The sequence below is a fragment of the Pseudomonas reactans genome (assembly GCF_013387025.1).
Classification (GTDB): domain Bacteria; phylum Pseudomonadota; class Gammaproteobacteria; order Pseudomonadales; family Pseudomonadaceae; genus Aquipseudomonas; species Aquipseudomonas reactans.
In genome coordinates this window covers 1-16,143 of the sequence record NZ_JACAQP010000037.1, presented here as the reverse complement: position 1 = coordinate 16,143, position 16,143 = coordinate 1, and the positions used below count along the sequence as shown (strand labels likewise).

Annotated in this window: 15 protein-coding genes; 4 read left to right on the top strand and 11 right to left on the bottom strand. The window is 62.0% G+C overall.

The window, feature by feature from the left end; genetic code table 11:
• The first annotated feature begins 148 nt into the window (after positions 1–148).
• Positions 149–1,069: a lipid kinase YegS gene (yegS, locus tag HX793_RS27015; protein WP_016976319.1), complete on the top strand. Its 921-nt coding sequence runs from the start codon at positions 149–151 to the stop codon at positions 1,067–1,069.
• Here the strand turns inward: yegS and HX793_RS27010 are convergent.
• The 3 genes from HX793_RS27010 to HX793_RS27000 all read right to left on the bottom strand — a co-directional run bounded on the left by HX793_RS27010 (position 1,028) and on the right by HX793_RS27000 (position 3,394).
• Positions 1,028–1,687, bottom strand: a complete 660-nt coding sequence (locus HX793_RS27010) for a response regulator transcription factor (RefSeq protein WP_061449176.1) — start codon at positions 1,685–1,687, stop codon at positions 1,028–1,030. The two genes, yegS and HX793_RS27010, sit on opposite strands and share 42 nt — an antisense overlap.
• Positions 1,684–2,574, bottom strand: coding sequence for a sensor histidine kinase (locus HX793_RS27005; RefSeq protein ID WP_025999739.1), 891 nt, complete (start codon positions 2,572–2,574; stop codon positions 1,684–1,686). The genes HX793_RS27010 and HX793_RS27005 overlap by 4 nt, the downstream gene beginning before the upstream one ends.
• Positions 2,575–2,944: 370 nt before the next feature.
• On the bottom strand, positions 2,945–3,394 hold the full coding sequence (locus HX793_RS27000; RefSeq protein WP_016976322.1) for a hypothetical protein: 450 nt from the start codon (positions 3,392–3,394) through the stop codon (positions 2,945–2,947).
• Between the two features lie 540 nt (positions 3,395–3,934).
• Between HX793_RS27000 and HX793_RS26995 the strand changes: the two genes are divergently transcribed.
• Positions 3,935–4,870 carry a chemotaxis protein CheV gene (locus HX793_RS26995; protein ID WP_016976323.1) on the top strand — a complete coding sequence of 312 codons (936 nt, stop codon included), beginning with the start codon at positions 3,935–3,937 and terminating at the stop codon, positions 4,868–4,870.
• Positions 4,871–4,909: 39 nt separating this feature from the next.
• Positions 4,910–5,716, top strand: coding sequence for an MOSC domain-containing protein (locus HX793_RS26990; protein WP_177097345.1), 807 nt, complete (start codon positions 4,910–4,912; stop codon positions 5,714–5,716).
• A gap of 66 nt (positions 5,717–5,782) precedes the next feature.
• On the opposite strand, the gene ppnP is transcribed toward HX793_RS26990, so the two are convergent.
• The 8 genes from ppnP to HX793_RS26950 all read right to left on the bottom strand — a co-directional run bounded on the left by ppnP (position 5,783) and on the right by HX793_RS26950 (position 15,293).
• The gene (gene ppnP, locus HX793_RS26985) at positions 5,783–6,067 is read right to left on the bottom strand and encodes a pyrimidine/purine nucleoside phosphorylase (protein ID WP_010208796.1); all 285 of its coding nucleotides are present in this window, start codon (positions 6,065–6,067) and stop codon (positions 5,783–5,785) included.
• A gap of 186 nt (positions 6,068–6,253) precedes the next feature.
• Positions 6,254–6,796 carry a 3'-5' exonuclease gene (locus tag HX793_RS26980; RefSeq protein WP_016976325.1) on the bottom strand — a complete coding sequence of 181 codons (543 nt, stop codon included), beginning with the start codon at positions 6,794–6,796 and terminating at the stop codon, positions 6,254–6,256.
• A 73-nt stretch (positions 6,797–6,869) separates the two neighbouring features.
• The gene (locus tag HX793_RS26975; RefSeq protein WP_177058832.1) at positions 6,870–8,753 is read right to left on the bottom strand and encodes an acetyl-CoA carboxylase biotin carboxylase subunit; all 1,884 of its coding nucleotides are present in this window, start codon (positions 8,751–8,753) and stop codon (positions 6,870–6,872) included.
• 326 nt (positions 8,754–9,079) lie between these two features.
• Positions 9,080–9,841: an enoyl-CoA hydratase/isomerase family protein gene (locus tag HX793_RS26970; protein WP_177097343.1), complete on the bottom strand. Its 762-nt coding sequence runs from the start codon at positions 9,839–9,841 to the stop codon at positions 9,080–9,082.
• On the bottom strand, positions 9,838–10,995 hold the full coding sequence (atuD, locus tag HX793_RS26965) for a citronellyl-CoA dehydrogenase (RefSeq protein WP_177058830.1): 1,158 nt from the start codon (positions 10,993–10,995) through the stop codon (positions 9,838–9,840). Before atuD ends, HX793_RS26970 begins: the two co-directional genes overlap by 4 nt.
• Positions 10,996–11,008: 13 nt before the next feature.
• Positions 11,009–12,625: a geranyl-CoA carboxylase subunit beta gene (atuC, locus tag HX793_RS26960; RefSeq protein ID WP_177097341.1), complete on the bottom strand. Its 1,617-nt coding sequence runs from the start codon at positions 12,623–12,625 to the stop codon at positions 11,009–11,011.
• Positions 12,626–12,628: 3 nt separating this feature from the next.
• Positions 12,629–13,501 (bottom strand): SDR family oxidoreductase, encoded by an 873-nt coding sequence (locus HX793_RS26955; protein ID WP_177097339.1) that lies wholly within the window; start codon positions 13,499–13,501, stop codon positions 12,629–12,631.
• Between the two features lie 13 nt (positions 13,502–13,514).
• A complete protein-coding gene (locus HX793_RS26950; protein WP_177097337.1) occupies positions 13,515–15,293 on the bottom strand; it encodes an acyclic terpene utilization AtuA family protein in 1,779 nt (592 codons plus the stop codon).
• A 153-nt stretch (positions 15,294–15,446) separates the two neighbouring features.
• On the opposite strand from HX793_RS26950, the gene HX793_RS26945 reads away from it, so the two are divergent.
• Positions 15,447–16,070: a TetR/AcrR family transcriptional regulator gene (locus HX793_RS26945; protein ID WP_177053608.1), complete on the top strand. Its 624-nt coding sequence runs from the start codon at positions 15,447–15,449 to the stop codon at positions 16,068–16,070.
• The last annotated feature ends 73 nt before the right edge of the window (positions 16,071–16,143 follow it).

Genomic DNA, 16,143 nt, shown 5'->3' with positions numbered 1-16,143 from the left:
CTGTAAGAGCGGAACCAATAGCAGCCGTTACCGCAGAAACGGATATGCCCCCGCATAGACCAACAAATAATTTCCAATCCCAATGGCTTTTTTCTCCCCGCCCAAGGTCCACATCCTCCAAGCACCCTTGAATCAGGAGATTCCCGCAATGACCACCCCCAAAGCCCTGTTGATCCTCCACGGCAAGCAAGCCCTCAACGAGGACGTCCGCACCGCCGTGCAGGCACGGCGCGAGCAGGGCGGCGAGTTGGCGGTGCGGGTCACATGGGAAGGCGGCGACGCCCAACGCCTGGTCAACGAAGCCCTGGCCGACGGCTACACCCACATCATCGCCGGCGGCGGCGACGGCACCTTGCGCGACGTCGCCGAAGCCATGGCCCAAGCCAAGACCGACGCCAGCCTGGTGTTGATGCCCCTGGGCACCGCCAACGACTTCGCCAAGGCCGCCGGCGTGCCGCTGGAGCCTGCCCAGGCCCTGGCACTGCTGGACGTACCGCCAAGGGCCATCGACCTCGGCCAGGTTGGCGGGCAAATCTTCCTCAACATGGCCACCGGCGGTTTTGGCAGCCAAGTCACCGCCAACACCTCCGAAGATTTGAAGAAAGTCCTGGGCGGCGCCGCGTACCTGTTCACCGGCCTGACCCGCTTCAGCGAGTTAAAGGCTGCCTACGCCGAACTCGATGGCCCCGATTTCCACTGGAAAGGCGAGCTGCTCGCCCTGGGCATCGGCAACGGTCGCCAAGCGGGCGGCGGCCATGAGCTGTGCCCAGGCGCCATGGCCGATGATGGCTTGCTGGATGTCAGCATCTTGCCCGCCCCTCAGGAGGTGGTCGGTACCTTGCGCGAGTTGATGAACAACGGCTGGGGCCTCGACACCATGTTTGTGCGGGCGCGCCTGCCATGGGTGAATATCAAGGTCGCACAGGGCCTGTACATCAATCTGGACGGCGAACCGCTGGAGGGCGATGACCTGCACTTCGAGGCGTTGCCCAAGGCCCTGCGCGTGCACCTGCCGGTGGATTCGCCGTTAGTCGTCCAGGCTGATGATCTGCTCGCGCACCGCAAATAACACCAGGCCGGCCACGTCGAAAATCTGCAGACGTTTCATGATTTGCGAGCGGTGAGCTTCCACGGTCTTGATGCTCAAGCCCAAGCCGTGGGCGATTTCCCGGGTGGACTTGCCGCGCACGATCAACCGCAGAATCTCCAGCTGCCGCGCCGTGAGGTTGTGGCTGTGGCCGGCCGGGGTGGTGGGGCCCTGGCTGCGCACCAGCGCCTGGTTGATCACCGTGTGGGCAATCGCCGGGCTCAGGTAGCGCTCGTTGTTGCGCAGGGCTAGCAGCGCGTGTTCCAGCTCGTTGGCGGTGGTGTCCTTGAGCAGGTAGCCATGGGCGCCGGATTCCAGTGCGCACATGATCAGTTCCGGGTCAGTGTGCATCGACAGGATCAGCACGCGGCTCTTGGGGTAGGCGCGCTTGAGTTGCTGCAAGGCATCCAGCCCACCGGTGTGTTTCATCGACAGGTCCAGCAGCACGATATCCGGCAGCAGGGCGCTGAACTGCTCCAGCAACTGTGCGCCATCGCTGGCCTCACCGACCACCGTGTAGCCGGGAATGTCCTGGACCAGCGCGCGTACGCCGGCCCGGATCAGTGCATGGTCATCCACCAGGAGTAATGTGCAGGTCACTCGATAACCTTAGGGGAACTGGCCCGTTCGAGGGCGCGGGGCGCCCAGGGGAAAAGCGCGTCGATCCGTGTCCCTTTGCCTGGCTGGCTGTTGACGGATAACGAACCGCCAAGCTGATCAATCCGCTCTGACATGCCGGCCATGCCCCGTTGGCCTTCCAGGCCCGGGTTGATGGCCGGCGAAAAGCCCTGGCCGTCATCGCAGATACTCAGCGACAGGCCCTCGGGCAGGCGTTGCAGGCGTACCAGCAGATTGCGCGCCTGGGCATGGCGTAGCATGTTGGTCACCGCTTCCTGGGTGATGCGAAAGGCCGCTACGGCCATTTCTTCCGGAATGCCGGTGAGCCGCTGCTGGCATTCCAGGCTCCAGTGAATGGGGGTGTTTTCCAGGGTCTTGAGCAGGTGCGCGCGCAGGCTGGCTTCCAAGCCCAGGCTGGCCAGTTGGCGAGGGTTGAGGATGGCGGAGACGTCACGCACCTTGGCCAGGGTTTCATTGAGGGTGTTGCACAGCACCGTGCACTGGCTTTGCAAGTCTTCGGGCAGGCGACGCTTGAGCCATTCACTTTGCAGCTTGGCGGCGGTGAGCAGTTGGCCGATGTCGTCATGCAATTCGCGGCTGAGGCGGTGGCGTTCGTTTTCCTGCACTTGCAGCAAGCGATCGGCCAGTTCCTGGGGCTGGAACTTGATGGATTTGCGCGAGTGCCACTGTTGCAAGCCAACCACCACCAGCGTGGCCAGGTTGAGTAGCACCAGCAACGGTAAAGCGGCGGAGAAACTGTAGGCCCACAGGCTCAGCAGCAGCGAGCCAAGGCACAGGGCGAGGATCAGACGGCGTGCATTACTGCGGGACGCGGACCTTGCGATGAGTGTCTTGAGGTAGGCGTACATAGCGGATGGAGCCAATGAAGGTTCGCTGCGGGAAGTCCGGTCACGGCGGCTGACAGGGCTCTGTTTGGGACGCGTTATCGAATCGTTTTTATGCATGATGAAGTTGAGCCACTTCGAGTGGCGCATAGTACCACCACTATTACCGTTGGTCGCCTTGTGCCGTGCCTGGCAAGGTTATTAACTGCGCAAATGCTCCGGGCGGTATTCCCAGAGTTCATGGAGTAGGGGAGTTATATTATTTCTGTTTGGATGTATCGATATTACCGTTACTGGCTAATTGATATCTTTGCCCGCGCGATTCAGCTCAACTGGATTAATGAGGGGTGTCGTTTTCAGACAACTTCCGGTTTAAACGCGACCCGATATCCGCTCAAGACACGTGGTGCATACGTTGCTGCGGTTTAAAACTGAAATTCTTTTGCGGAATATGCAGTGTTACGGTAGCAATCAACGTCGTCTGCTCAGTTTCGTCCAGCGCCAATTGACCTGTTTTCACATCAATCAACTCCAGCTGCCAGGCCAGCAATTTCAGGCATTCTTCCAAGGCGTTCAAGGCTTGATCATGCAGTTGCAACGGGCTTTCGGCATTGGCGATCAGGTACTGGATATGCCGCGAGAATTCGCTGATCGCTTGCAGGGCTAGGCAATCGGCCTTTTCAGCGAGCTTGATCAGGCTGATCTTCATGCAGTCGATGGCGTCACTGTCGTTTCGGATCAAGTGCAGGTGGCTCAGGCACTCTTCCGACTTGACCAGCAGCTTTTCAGCTTCATGCAGGAATTCGGGAAGAGCAAGTTGCCACTCGTTACCGTCGTTCATCATGCAAGTCTCCACAACATAAGGTCGGGTGATGAGATGTCGCACCGGGTGAATGGCTTAAAAGTAGCGCTGAAATATGACTGGAATCTGTAGGTTGCTTCTGAGTTTTTAGTAAGACGTTTATTAGAATGACGGCGACGGCTGTGCGCGGCCCTCATAAGCGGGGTCAATTGCACACCTTCAATTGCCGACATCTGGATGTCTGGAAGGCCCGTGGGCCGTGGGCTTGGGATGGCAAACAAAAGCCTGACTCCATTCATGCATTGAGAATGGCGTCACATTAATGGCTATTAGATATTGCGAATATCAGGTTGGGCCTGATTGTGCATAGGGGAATCCCTTACATGGCGGAACTTTGCATCGAGTTGAATGTCGTGCAACGTCGCCGTACCGCTCTCTGGAGAGGCCAGCGCAGTAAACCATGATGTCAGTGTGACATCAATGAATTTACGTGGCATTTTACACGGGTCAAGGTCTGGCGCTTGCCGCCGATAACAAGCCTTAAGTGAGCTGCACAATCCCTTAGCGCATCAGGAGCTTTTAATGGCCGGCATTCTCGACACGGTAGATCAACGCACGCAACTGGTGGGTGAGAATCGCCTGGAGATCCTCATGTTCCGCCTCTTTGGGCGTCAGCTGTTCGCGATCAACGTGTTCAAGGTGCAGGAAGTCCTGCAACTGCCCAAGCTGACCTTGATGCCGCAGCGCCATCCGTTTGTGTGCGGCGTGGTCAACCTGCGGGGCCAGACCCTACCGGTGATCGACCTGTCCCAGGCCATCGGCATGCGCCCGCTGGTGCCGGGCCCCAACAGCACCATTATCGTCACCGAGTACAACCGCTCGGTGCAGGCGTTCCTGGTGGGCGGCGTGGACCGCATCGTCAACATGAACTGGGAAGCCATCCTGCCGCCGCCGACCAGCGCCGGTCGCCAGCATTACCTCACGGCTATCAGCAAGGTCGACGACCAGTTGGTGGAAATCATCGACGTGGAAAAAGTCCTGGCCGAGATCGTGCCGTACAACGCCAAGGTCTCCCGTGAAAAACTCGAAGACCCGGTGCTGGAGCGTGCCCGTGGCCGTGAAGTGCTGCTGGTGGATGACTCCAATGTGGCCCTCTCGCAACTGCGCGACACCCTTGGCCAACTGGGGGTGAAGATGCACATCGCCAGCGACGGTCTCAAGGCGCTGAACATGCTCAAGGCCTGGGCCGACGCCGGCCACGTAATGACCGACAAACTGCTGATGATCTTCACCGACGCCGAAATGCCCGAGATGGACGGCTATCGCCTCACCACCGAGATTCGCAACGATCCTCGGCTGCGTGGTCTGTATGTGGTGCTGCACACTTCGTTGTCCGGCAGCTTCAACGACTCGATGGTGAAGAAGGTCGGCTGTGACAATTTCCTGTCCAAATTCCAGCCCGACAAGCTGGTGGACGTGGTGCGTCAGCGTCTGATGCTGGACGAAGTGCCCGCTTGACCTTAGGGTGATGGCTTTGCCCCTCAGGAATGCAGGCCCATGCTTCGTCTCAGCGCGTTGTACCGTTACCCCTTGAAGTCCGGCAAGGCCGAAATCCTGCAGCAGGTCGGCCTGGATAAGCTCGGGGTGGACGGGGACCGACGCTGGATGCTGGTGGATGAAGCCAGCGGGCGGTTCCTCACGCAGCGCGCTGTGGCCAAGATGAGTCAATTGTCGGCGCTGTGGAACAGCAGCGGCGGCCTCACACTGAGTTCGCCGGGCTACGCCGCGCTGGATGTGGCGCTGCCGGGCAGCGACGCCGAATTGCGGGGTGTGACGATCTGGCGTGACACTCTGCGCGTACCGGACGCAGGCGACGCGGCGGCGGCCTGGGTCAGCGACTTCATCGGCAAGCCGACGCGGCTGGTGCAAATCCCCGTTGAACGCGCCCGCACCACCCAGGCCGGTTACGGCAAGGACGACGACCAGGTCGCGTTTGCCGACGGTTATCCGCTGCTGGTGATCGGCCAGGCGTCGCTGGACGATCTTTCCCACCGCATCGGCCGCCCCATGGACATGCTGCGCTTTCGTCCCAACCTGGTCATCGAGGGCAGTGCAGCCTTCGCCGAGGATGGCTGGAAACGCCTGCGCATCGGCGACGTGGAGTTCCGCGCGGTCAAGCCGTGCTCGCGCTGCATCCTCACCACCATTGACCCGCAGACCGGCGAGCGCAGCGCAGACCGTGAACCCTTCGCTACGCTGGAGGCTTACCGCAAGACCGAGGATGGCGCGATTTTCGGCCAGAACCTGGTCAACGATGGCATCGGGCGGTTGGAAGTCGGGATGCCGGTGACGATTCTCGAGTAGTTTTTGACGTCCATAAAAAATGCCCGTCTCCTGCGAGACGGGCATTTTTTTGCTGACGGGAAACCCTTAGCCGCGGTATTCGCACAGGTAAGCAGTGTCCACGGCGACTTTCAGCTGGAACTTGCTGTTGGCCGGTACGTTGAACTGGCTGCCGGCGGCGAAGGTTTCCCACTCGCTGGCATCCGGCAGTTTGACGGTCAGGGCGCCGGACACCACGTGCATGATTTCACGCTGGGCGGTGCCGAATTCGTATTCGCCGGGGGCCATGACGCCGATGGTCGCCGGACCTTCTGCGGTGCCGAAAGCGATCGACTTGACGGTGCCGTCGAAGTACTCGTTGACTTTAAACATGGGCGATTCCTCGGAAAAGGGGTTGATGCTTTACTGTAGGAGCGAGCTTGCTCGCGAAGATCGTCAACGATAACGCGGGTGATCTGATTAAACGCGGTGCCTGGGCGTTCTTCGCGAGCAAGCTCGCTCCTACAGGTAAGCATCACCAAAAAGGGCGTCCAGTATGCCCAAGGGCAGAGGAGCTGCCTAGACCGGCAAAATCAGCGGCAGCAGGCGCGCCGTATTGCGTGCATCCTCCAGCGCCCGATGTTGCTGGCCATGGAACTGCATCCCCGCCAATTGCAGGGCGCCGTTGAGCCCTAGGGGCTTGTCCAGGCGGCGGGCCTTGGCGAAGCGTTGCTTGAGGTTCACATGGGGCGTGGAGGCGAGCGCGCTGGCCAGGCCATGGCGCTGCCATTCCAGTTCAAGTTGCTTGCGATCGTAATCGCCCCAGCTGGCCCAGCCTTCCAGGCGTGGCTGATGCTGGCCCAGCCAGCGCTCGAATAGCGGCCACACCTCGGTAATCGGCGCCGCGCCATCGATGTTGGCCTGGGTGATGTGGGTCAGTTGGCGACAAAAGGGCGTCAGCAATGGCCGGCGCAGCGGCCGCACAAAGCGCTGGAAGTGATCCAGCTCGCGGCCCTGGCGGTTGACCAGGCTCGCGCCGATCTCGATGACTTCCATCTCCGTCACGGGCCAGCCGCCTTCATCCGTTGTGGCTTCAAGGTCAATAATCAGCCAATGAGGCATCGTGCAGATTCCCGTACTCTTCCCTTTCTGTTGGGGATAGAGCGTAGCCCGGCCCTGTAGTTCCGCCTAGGGGTCAGACGATCTCCAGCAGAACCTGACGATTGCGCACCTGATCACCGGCAATCACTTGCACGCCTTTGATCACGCCGTCGATACCGGCCGTCAGCGGATGCTCCATTTTCATGGCTTCGAGCACCAGCAGCAGTTGGCCTTTGGTCACGCTGTCGCCGGCGCTGACCCGCACGTCGACGATGGCACCGTCCATCGGCGCCTTGACCGTGCCGCTGCTGGCATCGGCCTGGCGGCTGGCGACTTGCTGGGTGCGGTTGATCACCTTGAGGCCGGGTAGCCACAACTGATTGGCGTCGAGGTGATAGGCGGTGCGGCGCCGTATGCCATTGAACACCAGGGTGACGTGGCGGCCGTCTGTGATGAGTTGCAGGGGTTCGGCACTGATGGTGTGAATCTCGCCGTTGATCTCCAAGCGATAAATACAAGGCGCGCTGGCGTTGTTGCGCCATCCCGCCAGGCCTTGGGGATGCTGGTTGGCGCTGTGCTGGTAAAACAGCGCGGCGGCCAGGGCGAGTTGTTCGGGTAACGGCGTCAGGGTTGGGATATCGCTGAAGTGCTCAGCGATAAACCCGGTACTGAAATCGCCGCCGACAAAGTCCGGATGCTTGAGCAAATCCACCAGCAGCGGCTGGTTGGTCGCGACCCCCAGCAGCACCGTGTCTTCCACCGCCCGTAGCAATTTGCGTCGCGCCTCTTCGCGGGTGGCGCCATGGGCGATGATCTTGCCCAGCATCGGGTCGTAGAACGGGCTGATGCGTTGGCCTTCGATCACGCCATGGTCGATACGCACGCCAGTGGCGGGGTCCCAGCGCAACACATCGCCGGTTTGCGGCAGGAAGCCTTGGGCCGGGTCTTCGGCGTACAGGCGCACCTCCATGGCGTGACCGTTTAGGGTGACGTCGGCCTGTGTCAGCGGCAGCGGTTGGCCGGCGGCGATCTGCAGTTGCCAGTCCACCAGGTCCAGGCCGGTGATCAGTTCGGTCACCGGGTGTTCCACTTGCAGGCGCGTGTTCATTTCCAGGAAGTAGAACCGGCCGTCGCGGTCGAGCAGAAACTCCACGGTGCCGGCGCCGATGTAGTTCACCGCGCGCCCGGCCTTCAGCGCGGCTTCACCCATGGCTTGGCGCAGTTCGGGCGTCATGACAGGGCAGGGGGCTTCTTCGATGACTTTTTGATGGCGACGCTGGATCGAACAGTCGCGCTCGCCGAGGTAAATGAGGTGGCCGTGGCTGTCGCCAAACAGCTGGATTTCGACGTGGCGCGGGTCAATCAGGGCGTGTTCGAGGATCAGTTCGTCGCTGCCGAAGGCGTTTTTGGCTTCCGAGCGGGCGGTGTGCAGGTTGTCCAGCAGGTCTTTTGATTGGTGCACGAGGCGCATGCCGCGACCGCCGCCGCCGGCGCTGGCCTTGATCATCAGCGGGTAGCCGATGCGGTCGGCTTCCTGTTGCAGGGTGAGATCGTCCTGGGCGCTGCCTTGGTAGCCGGCGATACAGGGCACGCCGGCTTCGAGCATGGCGAGTTTGGACAGGCGTTTGCTGCCCATCAGTTCGATGGCCTCGACGCTGGGGCCGATGAAGGTGAGGCCGGCGTGTTGGCAGGCGCGGGCGAAGTCGGGGTTTTCGGAGAGGAAGCCGTAGCCGGGGTGGATGGCGTCGGCGCCTGTGCGTTTGGCGGCGTTGAGGATGGCTTCGATGTTGAGGTAGGACTGGTGGACGGGGGCCGGGCCGATGTGGACGGCTTCGTCGGCCATCTGGACGTGCAGGGCTTGGGCGTCGGCGTCGCTGTAGATGGCCACGGTGCGATAGCCCAAGGCCTGGGCGGTGCGGTGGATGCGGCAGGCGATTTCGCCGCGGTTGGCGATGAGGATTTTGGTGAGCTTTGGCATTTCTTGCTCCGGGTACATATCCGTTATTTAGGTAACGGCCACTTAGGGTTCCGCTCTTACAGCGGGTCACTTTTGGAAGGACCCAAAAGTAACCAAAAGGTCCTCGCCCCAACACTCGGCACCTCGCTTAGGCTCGGTGTGCCCTCACTCCGGCTTGAATCCGTGGGCCGCCGCCACGCGCCATCCATGGCGCGGGGCGGCTAANNCCAGCGTGTTTGACGGGGCGCTCCAGATCAAAATCAAAAACGCGGCGGCCTGGTAGCCGGCCGGTGTTGTATGGGGTGTGCTCGGTTCAAAATGTGGGAGCGGGCTTGCCCGCGAAGGCGTCATCTGCACCACTTCGGTTTCCGCTTCTGCACAAACGCCTGCGTCCCCTCAATCCCTTCCTCACTCCTCACCGCTTCGGCAAACCACTGCGCTCCGCGATCCAGCACCGTTTCAAGCGGCTCATCCACGCTCGCGAGCAGCAGCGCTTTGGTCCGTGCATTGGCGCCTGGCGCACACTTCAGTACCTGGCCCAATACTTCATCCAATCGTTCTGCCAGCGCCTGCGGATCACGCTCGGTGAAGTGCACGACACCCAGTCGCTCGGCCTCTACGCCATCAAAGCGCGCGGCGGTGAGTGCCAAGCGGCGTGTCTGGGTCAGGCCAATTCGCTTCACCACAAACGGGGCAATCTGCGCCGGCAACAAGCCCAGGCTGGTTTCCGGCAGGCCGAATTGCGCCTGGTGATCGGCAATCGCAATATCGCTCACGCACGCCAGCCCAAAACCGCCGCCCAGCACCGCGCCTTGCAGCACCACGATCACCACTTGCGGCACGGCTTCCACTGCTTGCAGCAAGGTGCCAAATGCCCGGTTCAGTGCCTGTAGTTGATGCCCCGCGATGACCAGGTCCTTCACATCCGCCCCGGCGCAGAAGTGCCCGCCTGCGCCGCTGATGACCACGGCCCGGGTCTGGCTGTCCAACTGCGCCAGCACGTTGCGCAGTTCATTGACCATTGCCAGGCTCATCGCGTTGCGGCATTCCGGTCGGTTGAGGGTGATGTGCAGCACACCGTTGTGCGGTTCAAGCAGCAGGGTGTTCATGATTTTTTCCCCGGCAAGGTGCCCATCAATTTGCAGATGATGCCCAGCATGATTTCGTCGGCGCCGCCGCCGATCGACACCAGGCGCACATCGCGATAGGCGCGGGCCACGGGGTTGTCCCACATGAAGCCCATGCCGCCCCAGTATTGCAGGCAACTGTCGCTGACTTCACGGCCCAGGCGCCCGGCCTTGAGCTTGGCCATGGAGGCCAGGCGGGTCACGTCCTGGCCTTTGATGTATTGCTCGGTGGCCTGGTAGACCAGCGCGCGCAGGCATTCGATTTCGGTGGCGAGTTCGGCCAGGCGAAAGTGGATGACCTGGTTGTCGATCAGCGCCTTGCCGAAGGTCTGGCGCTCTTTGCAGTATTCGATGGTGCTGTCGATACAGTGCTCAAGGCCCTTGATCATATTGGCTGCGCCAAACAGGCGTTCTTCCTGAAACTGCAGCATCTGCATCATGAACCCCGCGCCTTCGTGGCCGATGCGGTTGCGCTGAGGCACGCGCACGCCGTCGAAGAATACCTGGGCAGTCTCGGAGCTGTGCATGCCGAGTTTTTCCAGGGGTGGGCTGACGCTGATGCCGGGGGTGTTCATCGGCACCATGATCAGCGATTTGTTGATGTGCGGCTTGTCGTCGGAGGTGTTGGCCAGCAGGCAGATGAAGTCGGCGCTGGGCGAGTTGGTGATCCACATTTTGCTGCCGTTGATCACGTAGTCGTCGCCGTCCTTGCGCGCGTGGGTCTTGAGCCCGGCCACGTCGGAGCCGGCGCCGGTTTCCGAGACGCCGATGCAGCCCACCTGCTCGCCGCTGATCGCCGGGCGCAGGAATTCGTCGCGCAGTTCATCGCTACCGAAGCGGGCGAGGGCGGGCGTGCACATATCGGTCTGCACGCCGATGGACATGGGGATGCCGCCGCAGTGGATGGTGCCGAATTCTTCGGCGGCGACGATGGAGTAGCTGTAGTCCAGGCCCATGCCGCCGAATTGCTCCGGCTTGGAGATGCCCAACAGGCCGAGGTCACCGGCCTTGCGGAAAATCTCGTGGATGGGAAAGCGCCCGGCTTTTTCCCACTCGTCCACATGGGGGTTGATCTCGCGGTCGACGAAGGCGCGGACGGTGCGGCGCAGCTCTTGGTGTTCCTGGGTAAAGATCATTTTTATGGTTCTCCTAAAAACGCGCTGCACCGAAGGTATTGGCCTGCAACTCACGCACCTCGGCCTCGTGGCAGATATCCAGCAGAAAGCCCAGCAAGGTTCGCGTATCCCGTGGATCAATCAGCCCGTCATCCCATAGGTTCGCGCTGCCGTAGAGCGCGGTGGACTGGCTGTCGAGCTTCTGCGCGGTGACCTGCTCCAACATGTCCAACACCTTGGGATCCGGCACCAGGCCGTCCTTCAACTGCTTGGCCTCGGTGACAATACGCAGCACCTTGCCCGCCTGCGCACCGCCCATCACCGCCGTGCGGCTGTTGGGCCAGGCGAAAATGAAGCGCGGGTCGAGCCCACGGCCGCACATCGCATAGTTGCCGGCGCCATAAGAACCACCGACCACTATCGTCAGTTTAGGCACCCGTGCATTGGCCACCGCCTGGATCATCTTCGCGCCGTGCTTGATCACGCCTTGCTGCTCCGACTCGGTGCCGACCATGAAACCGGTGGTGTTGTGCAGGAACAGCAGCGGCGTGCGGCTCTGGTCGCACAGTTGGATAAATTGCGCGGCCTTGCTCGCGCCTTTGGGCGTGATCGGGCCGTTGTTGCCGATCACGCCGACGGCACGGCCCTGGAGGTGCAGGTGGCCGCAGACGGTGTGGGCATCGAGCTCGCCTTTGAATTCGAGGAAGTGTGAGCCGTCGGCCAGGCGGGCGAGGATCTCGCGGACGTCGTACGGTTTTTTCGGGTCGTCGGGGATCAGGCCCAGCAGTTCCTCGATGGGATACAGAGGCTCTGCGTAGGTCTGTTTTGGTGTCAGTGGCAGGCGATCATTCCAGGGCAACAGGCCGACGATCTCCCGCGCGATACGCACACCGTCCGCATCGTTTTCCGCCAGGTATTCGGCGGTGCCGGCGACTTGTGCGTGCATCTCGGCGCCGCCCAGTTCCTCATCCGTCGCCACTTCACCGGTCGCGGCCTTTAGCAGCGGCGGCCCGGCGAGGAACAGCTTGGCCCGGCCACGCACCACCACCACGTAATCCGACAGCCCAGGCTGATACGCACCACCGGCCGTGGCCGAGCCGTGCACCACGGTGATCTGCGGCAAGCCCATGGCCGACATCCGCGCCTGGTTGGCGAAGCTGCGCGCGCCTTCGACGAAAATTTCGGCGGCATAGTTGAGGTTGGCGCCGCCGCTTTCGGCCAGGGTCACCACCGGCAGTTTGTTCTCCATGGCGATCTGTTGCAGGCGCAGGGACTTCTTCAGGCCGGTGGGGGAAATGGTGCCGCCCTTGATCGCGCTATTGTTGGCTACCACCAGCATGCGCACGCCGCTGACGTAGCCGATGCCGGCGATCAGCCCACCGCCGGCGGCGCTGCCGTCCTTGTCATCGTGCAGCTTGTAGCCGGCCAGGCTGGCCAGTTCCAGGAATGGCGCGCCGGGGTCCAGCAGCCGGTTGAGGCGCTCGCGGGGCAGCAGTTGGCCGCGTTTGTCGAACTTGGGCTTGGCTTCCTGAGCCTTGGCGAGCAGGTTGTGTTCCAACTGGTGAAGTTGGGCGATGGCCGCGAGCATGGCCTCGCGGTTTTGCGCGAACTGGGCGCTGTGGGCGTCGATCAGGGATTCAATCACCGGCATGGTCTATTGCTCCGCCTTGAGCACATCCGGCAGGTAGGCACGATGAAAACCATTGAACGGTTCGCTCGGTGCCTGCGCCTTGTGCAGCGGCCAGGCGCGGCTGCCCAGGCTGGCCGCGCCGTCGATGCGCAAGGTGCTGCCGCTGATAAAGGCGGCGGCGGGGCTGAGCAGGAACACGATGGCCGCGCTGACTTCCGATTCGGTGCCGATACGCTTGAGCGGTACGTGTTCGCGCAACGTCGGGATCACCGCCTTGAACGCGCCTTCATAGGTGTCCATGCCGCTGGAGGCAATCCAGCCCGGCGCCACGGCATTCACGCGTACACCGGCATAACCCCATTCAAAGGCGGCGGTCTTGGTGAAATTGTCCATGCCGGCACGCGCCGCGCCGGAGTGGCCCATGCCAGGCATGCCGCCCCACATGTCGGCGAGCATGTTGACGATGGCGCCGCCGTGCTTGCTCATGGATTGATTGAACACTTCCCGCGCCATCAGGAAACCGCCGACCAGGTTGGTGCGCAGTACGGTTTCGAAGCCTTTTTGATTGATCGCGGCCAGCGGCGACGGGTATTGGCCACCCGCATTGTTGACCAGGCCGTGGATCGGTCCGTGCTCATGAATGATGTGTTTGACCAGCGCCTTGACGGCCTCTTCATCACGAATATCGCAGGCCTGCCACGCGGCGCTGCCGCCATCTTCGGCGATCTCTATCGCAACGTTCTGCAGCTTTTCCGGCTTGCGTCCCACCAGGACCACCTTGGCGCCCAGGGCTGCCAGTTCGTGGGCGGTGCAGCGGCCAATACCGCTGCCGCCGCCGGTGACGATCACGGTGTGCCCTTGGAACAGGTTGGCTTTGAAGATCGAGTCGAAGGCCACGGCAATGCTCCTGTCAGGTGAGTGAATCGGCGATGTGTTGCGGCACGGCAATCGGGATTTCCAGCAGTTGCTGGGCGAAGGCCTTGCCTTGCGGGTCGATGCGCAGGCTGGCGATACCGCCGCCGCCCAGGGCGTTTTCCAGCAGGAAGTTGAGGCTGTGGCTGCCGGGCAAATACCAGCGCTCGACGCGACCGTGCACGGGGTCCAACACGTGGCCCATCCAGTCGACGATCACTTCCGGGGTCAGCGCTTCGGCGATCCATGGCAAGTACTCGGGATCGCGTGCGATCACGCCGATATTGCTGTGGTTGCCCTTGTCGCCGGAGCGCGCCACGGCCAGTTTCACCAGTGGCACGCTGGCGTCGGCGCGGCCTTGGGGTTTGGGCGGGTCAATCGGTGCATCAGGCAGGGCGGGGGCGTCGGCAACCGGCAGCGTGCAGGTGTGATGTTTGCCCTGGAAGTCGACCACCAACTCGCAGGCGGATTTATCGATCAGGAATGAAAACAGCCGGATCAGCGGGTACACGGTCGGTCGTCCGCCGACGATGCCGGTCAGGCCCGGCGCCATGCCGGTGGCGGCTTGGGCGATCTCTCGGGCGAACAGTACCAGCGCCGGTTTGCTCGGGTGACGCACCGCCAGTTTTACCACCACTTCGCGGCAGTCCTGGCGCCTTGCGTGGGCGCCATAGGTCGCTTCACTGCCAAGCAGTTCGATATTCACCTCGGTGTACGGCGCCCAGCCGCGTTGGCTGAACAGCTCCGAGGTCTTGTCGATGATTGCCTGGCTGACCCGCTTGGCCTTCGCCACCGCCTCGATTCCGGCGATCAGGCAACTGGCGGTGCAGCGGAAGCCGTCCGGGTAGGTCGCGCTGACCTTGTACTGATCGGTGGGCGGCAAGCCCTTGGCGCCATGCAGGCGCACGCAGTTTTTGCCCTGCTGCTGCAATTTGACCTGGCTGAAGTCGCAGATCACATCCGGCAGCAGATAGGCACGCGGGTCGCCGATTTCATACAGCAACTGTTCGGCGACGCTGAGTTCGCTGATCAACCCACCGGTGCCGTCGACCTTACTGAGGGTGAATTGGCCATCGGCGCTGACTTCAACGATCGGAAAACCGATGTGTGCGTAGTCCGGCACGTCGCGCCAATCAGTGAAATTACCGCCGGTGCACTGCGCGCCGCATTCGATGATATGCCCGGCCAATGCGGCCTGGGCGAGGCGGTCGTAGTCCTGCCAGGACCAGTCGAACTCATGCACCAGCGCCGCGCTGACCACGGCGCTGTCCACCACTCGGCCGGTGATGACGATATCCGCGCCCAAGGCCAGTGCCTGGGTGATGCCCGGTGCGCCGAGGTAAGCATTGGCGGACACGCACACGGGCGGCAACGGCGTGCCGTTGAACATGTCGGTGATGCCGTGCAGATACTTGAGTTGGGGTTGCAGGTCATCGCCCAGCAGCACGGCGATTTTGAGTTCGACACCGGCTTTGTCGCACGCCGCTTGCAGGGCGGCGGCACAGGCTTGTGGATGGATGCCGCCGGCGTTGCTAATCACGCGAATGCCCTGGCGTTGGATATCCGCCAACAACGGCGTGAGCACGTCGACAAAATCCGTGGCGTAGCCCGCCTGGGGATCCTTCATGCGCGCGCCGGCGAGGATCGACATCGTGACTTCCGCCAGGTAGTCGAACACCAGATAATCCAGCATGCCGCCGTGCACCAGTTGGGCGGCGGCGGTGCAGGTGTCGCCCCAGAAGGCGCTGGCACAGCCGATACGAACCGTCTTGCTCATGAGAAATCCTTCCTCGAATGGCTGTGGGCGAGACTACCAAGCAAGCGCTTGGTTTGTAAACTCCAGTCACAAGTTTTAGCCAAGCGCTTGCTTGGTTGGCCGCCACGGCCTAAATTGCCGGCCAAGACGTCCGTGGAAGTAGAGGAGAGAGGCATGGATGAGCATAAAGCCCTGCGGGTGATGCGCACCATGGTCGACGGCGGCCAATTGACCGACCCCGACAGCGCCCGGGGCAAGCTGCTGCAGACGGCGGCCCACTTGTTTCGCAACAAGGGCTTCGAGCGCACGACCGTGCGCGACCTGGCCAGCGCCGTGGGCATCCAGTCCGGCAGTATCTTTCACCACTTCAAGAGCAAGGACGAGATCCTGCGTGCAGTGATGGAAGAAACCATCCACTACAACACCGCGATGATGCGCGCGTCCCTTGACGAGGCCACCAACGTACGCGAGCGGGTGCTGGCGCTGATCCGCTGCGAATTGCAGTCGATCATGGGCGGCAGCGGCGAGGCCATGGCGGTGCTGGTGTACGAATGGCGCTCGCTGTCGGCCGATGGCCAGGTCCAGGTGCTGGCTCTGCGTGACGTGTATGAGGCGCTGTGGCTGCAGGTGCTGGGCGAGGCCAAGGACGCCGGTTACATCAAGGGCGATGTCTTTATCACCCGACGTTTTCTGACCGGGGCGTTGTCGTGGACGACCACCTGGTTCCGCGCAGAAGGCAGCATGACCCTCGAACAGTTGGCTGAAGAAGCCCTGTTGATGGTTTTGAAGGCCGATTGAAGTGCAAGCTATTAATTTGGCGGTAGAAAGTTGTCTCGCCAGACAAAAACGCCTAGGGATGGTCTGAAGTAGC

Coding starts and splice junctions, on each gene's coding strand:
- yegS (WP_016976319.1), top strand. CDS start 149: ATGACCACCCCCAAAGCCCTGTTGATCCTCCACGGCAAGCAAGCCCTC.
- HX793_RS27005 (WP_025999739.1), bottom strand. CDS start 2,574: ATGTACGCCTACCTCAAGACACTCATCGCAAGGTCCGCGTCCCGCAGT.
- HX793_RS27000 (WP_016976322.1), bottom strand. CDS start 3,394: ATGATGAACGACGGTAACGAGTGGCAACTTGCTCTTCCCGAATTCCTG.
- HX793_RS26995 (WP_016976323.1), top strand. CDS start 3,935: ATGGCCGGCATTCTCGACACGGTAGATCAACGCACGCAACTGGTGGGT.
- HX793_RS26990 (WP_177097345.1), top strand. CDS start 4,910: ATGCTTCGTCTCAGCGCGTTGTACCGTTACCCCTTGAAGTCCGGCAAG.
- ppnP (WP_010208796.1), bottom strand. CDS start 6,067: ATGTTTAAAGTCAACGAGTACTTCGACGGCACCGTCAAGTCGATCGCT.
- HX793_RS26980 (WP_016976325.1), bottom strand. CDS start 6,796: ATGCCTCATTGGCTGATTATTGACCTTGAAGCCACAACGGATGAAGGC.
- HX793_RS26975 (WP_177058832.1), bottom strand. CDS start 8,753: ATGCCAAAGCTCACCAAAATCCTCATCGCCAACCGCGGCGAAATCGCC.
- HX793_RS26970 (WP_177097343.1), bottom strand. CDS start 9,841: ATGAACACCCTGCTGCTTGAACCGCACAACGGTGTGCTGCACATCACC.
- atuD (WP_177058830.1), bottom strand. CDS start 10,995: ATGATCTTTACCCAGGAACACCAAGAGCTGCGCCGCACCGTCCGCGCC.
- atuC (WP_177097341.1), bottom strand. CDS start 12,625: ATGCCGGTGATTGAATCCCTGATCGACGCCCACAGCGCCCAGTTCGCG.
- HX793_RS26950 (WP_177097337.1), bottom strand. CDS start 15,293: ATGAGCAAGACGGTTCGTATCGGCTGTGCCAGCGCCTTCTGGGGCGAC.
- HX793_RS26945 (WP_177053608.1), top strand. CDS start 15,447: ATGGATGAGCATAAAGCCCTGCGGGTGATGCGCACCATGGTCGACGGC.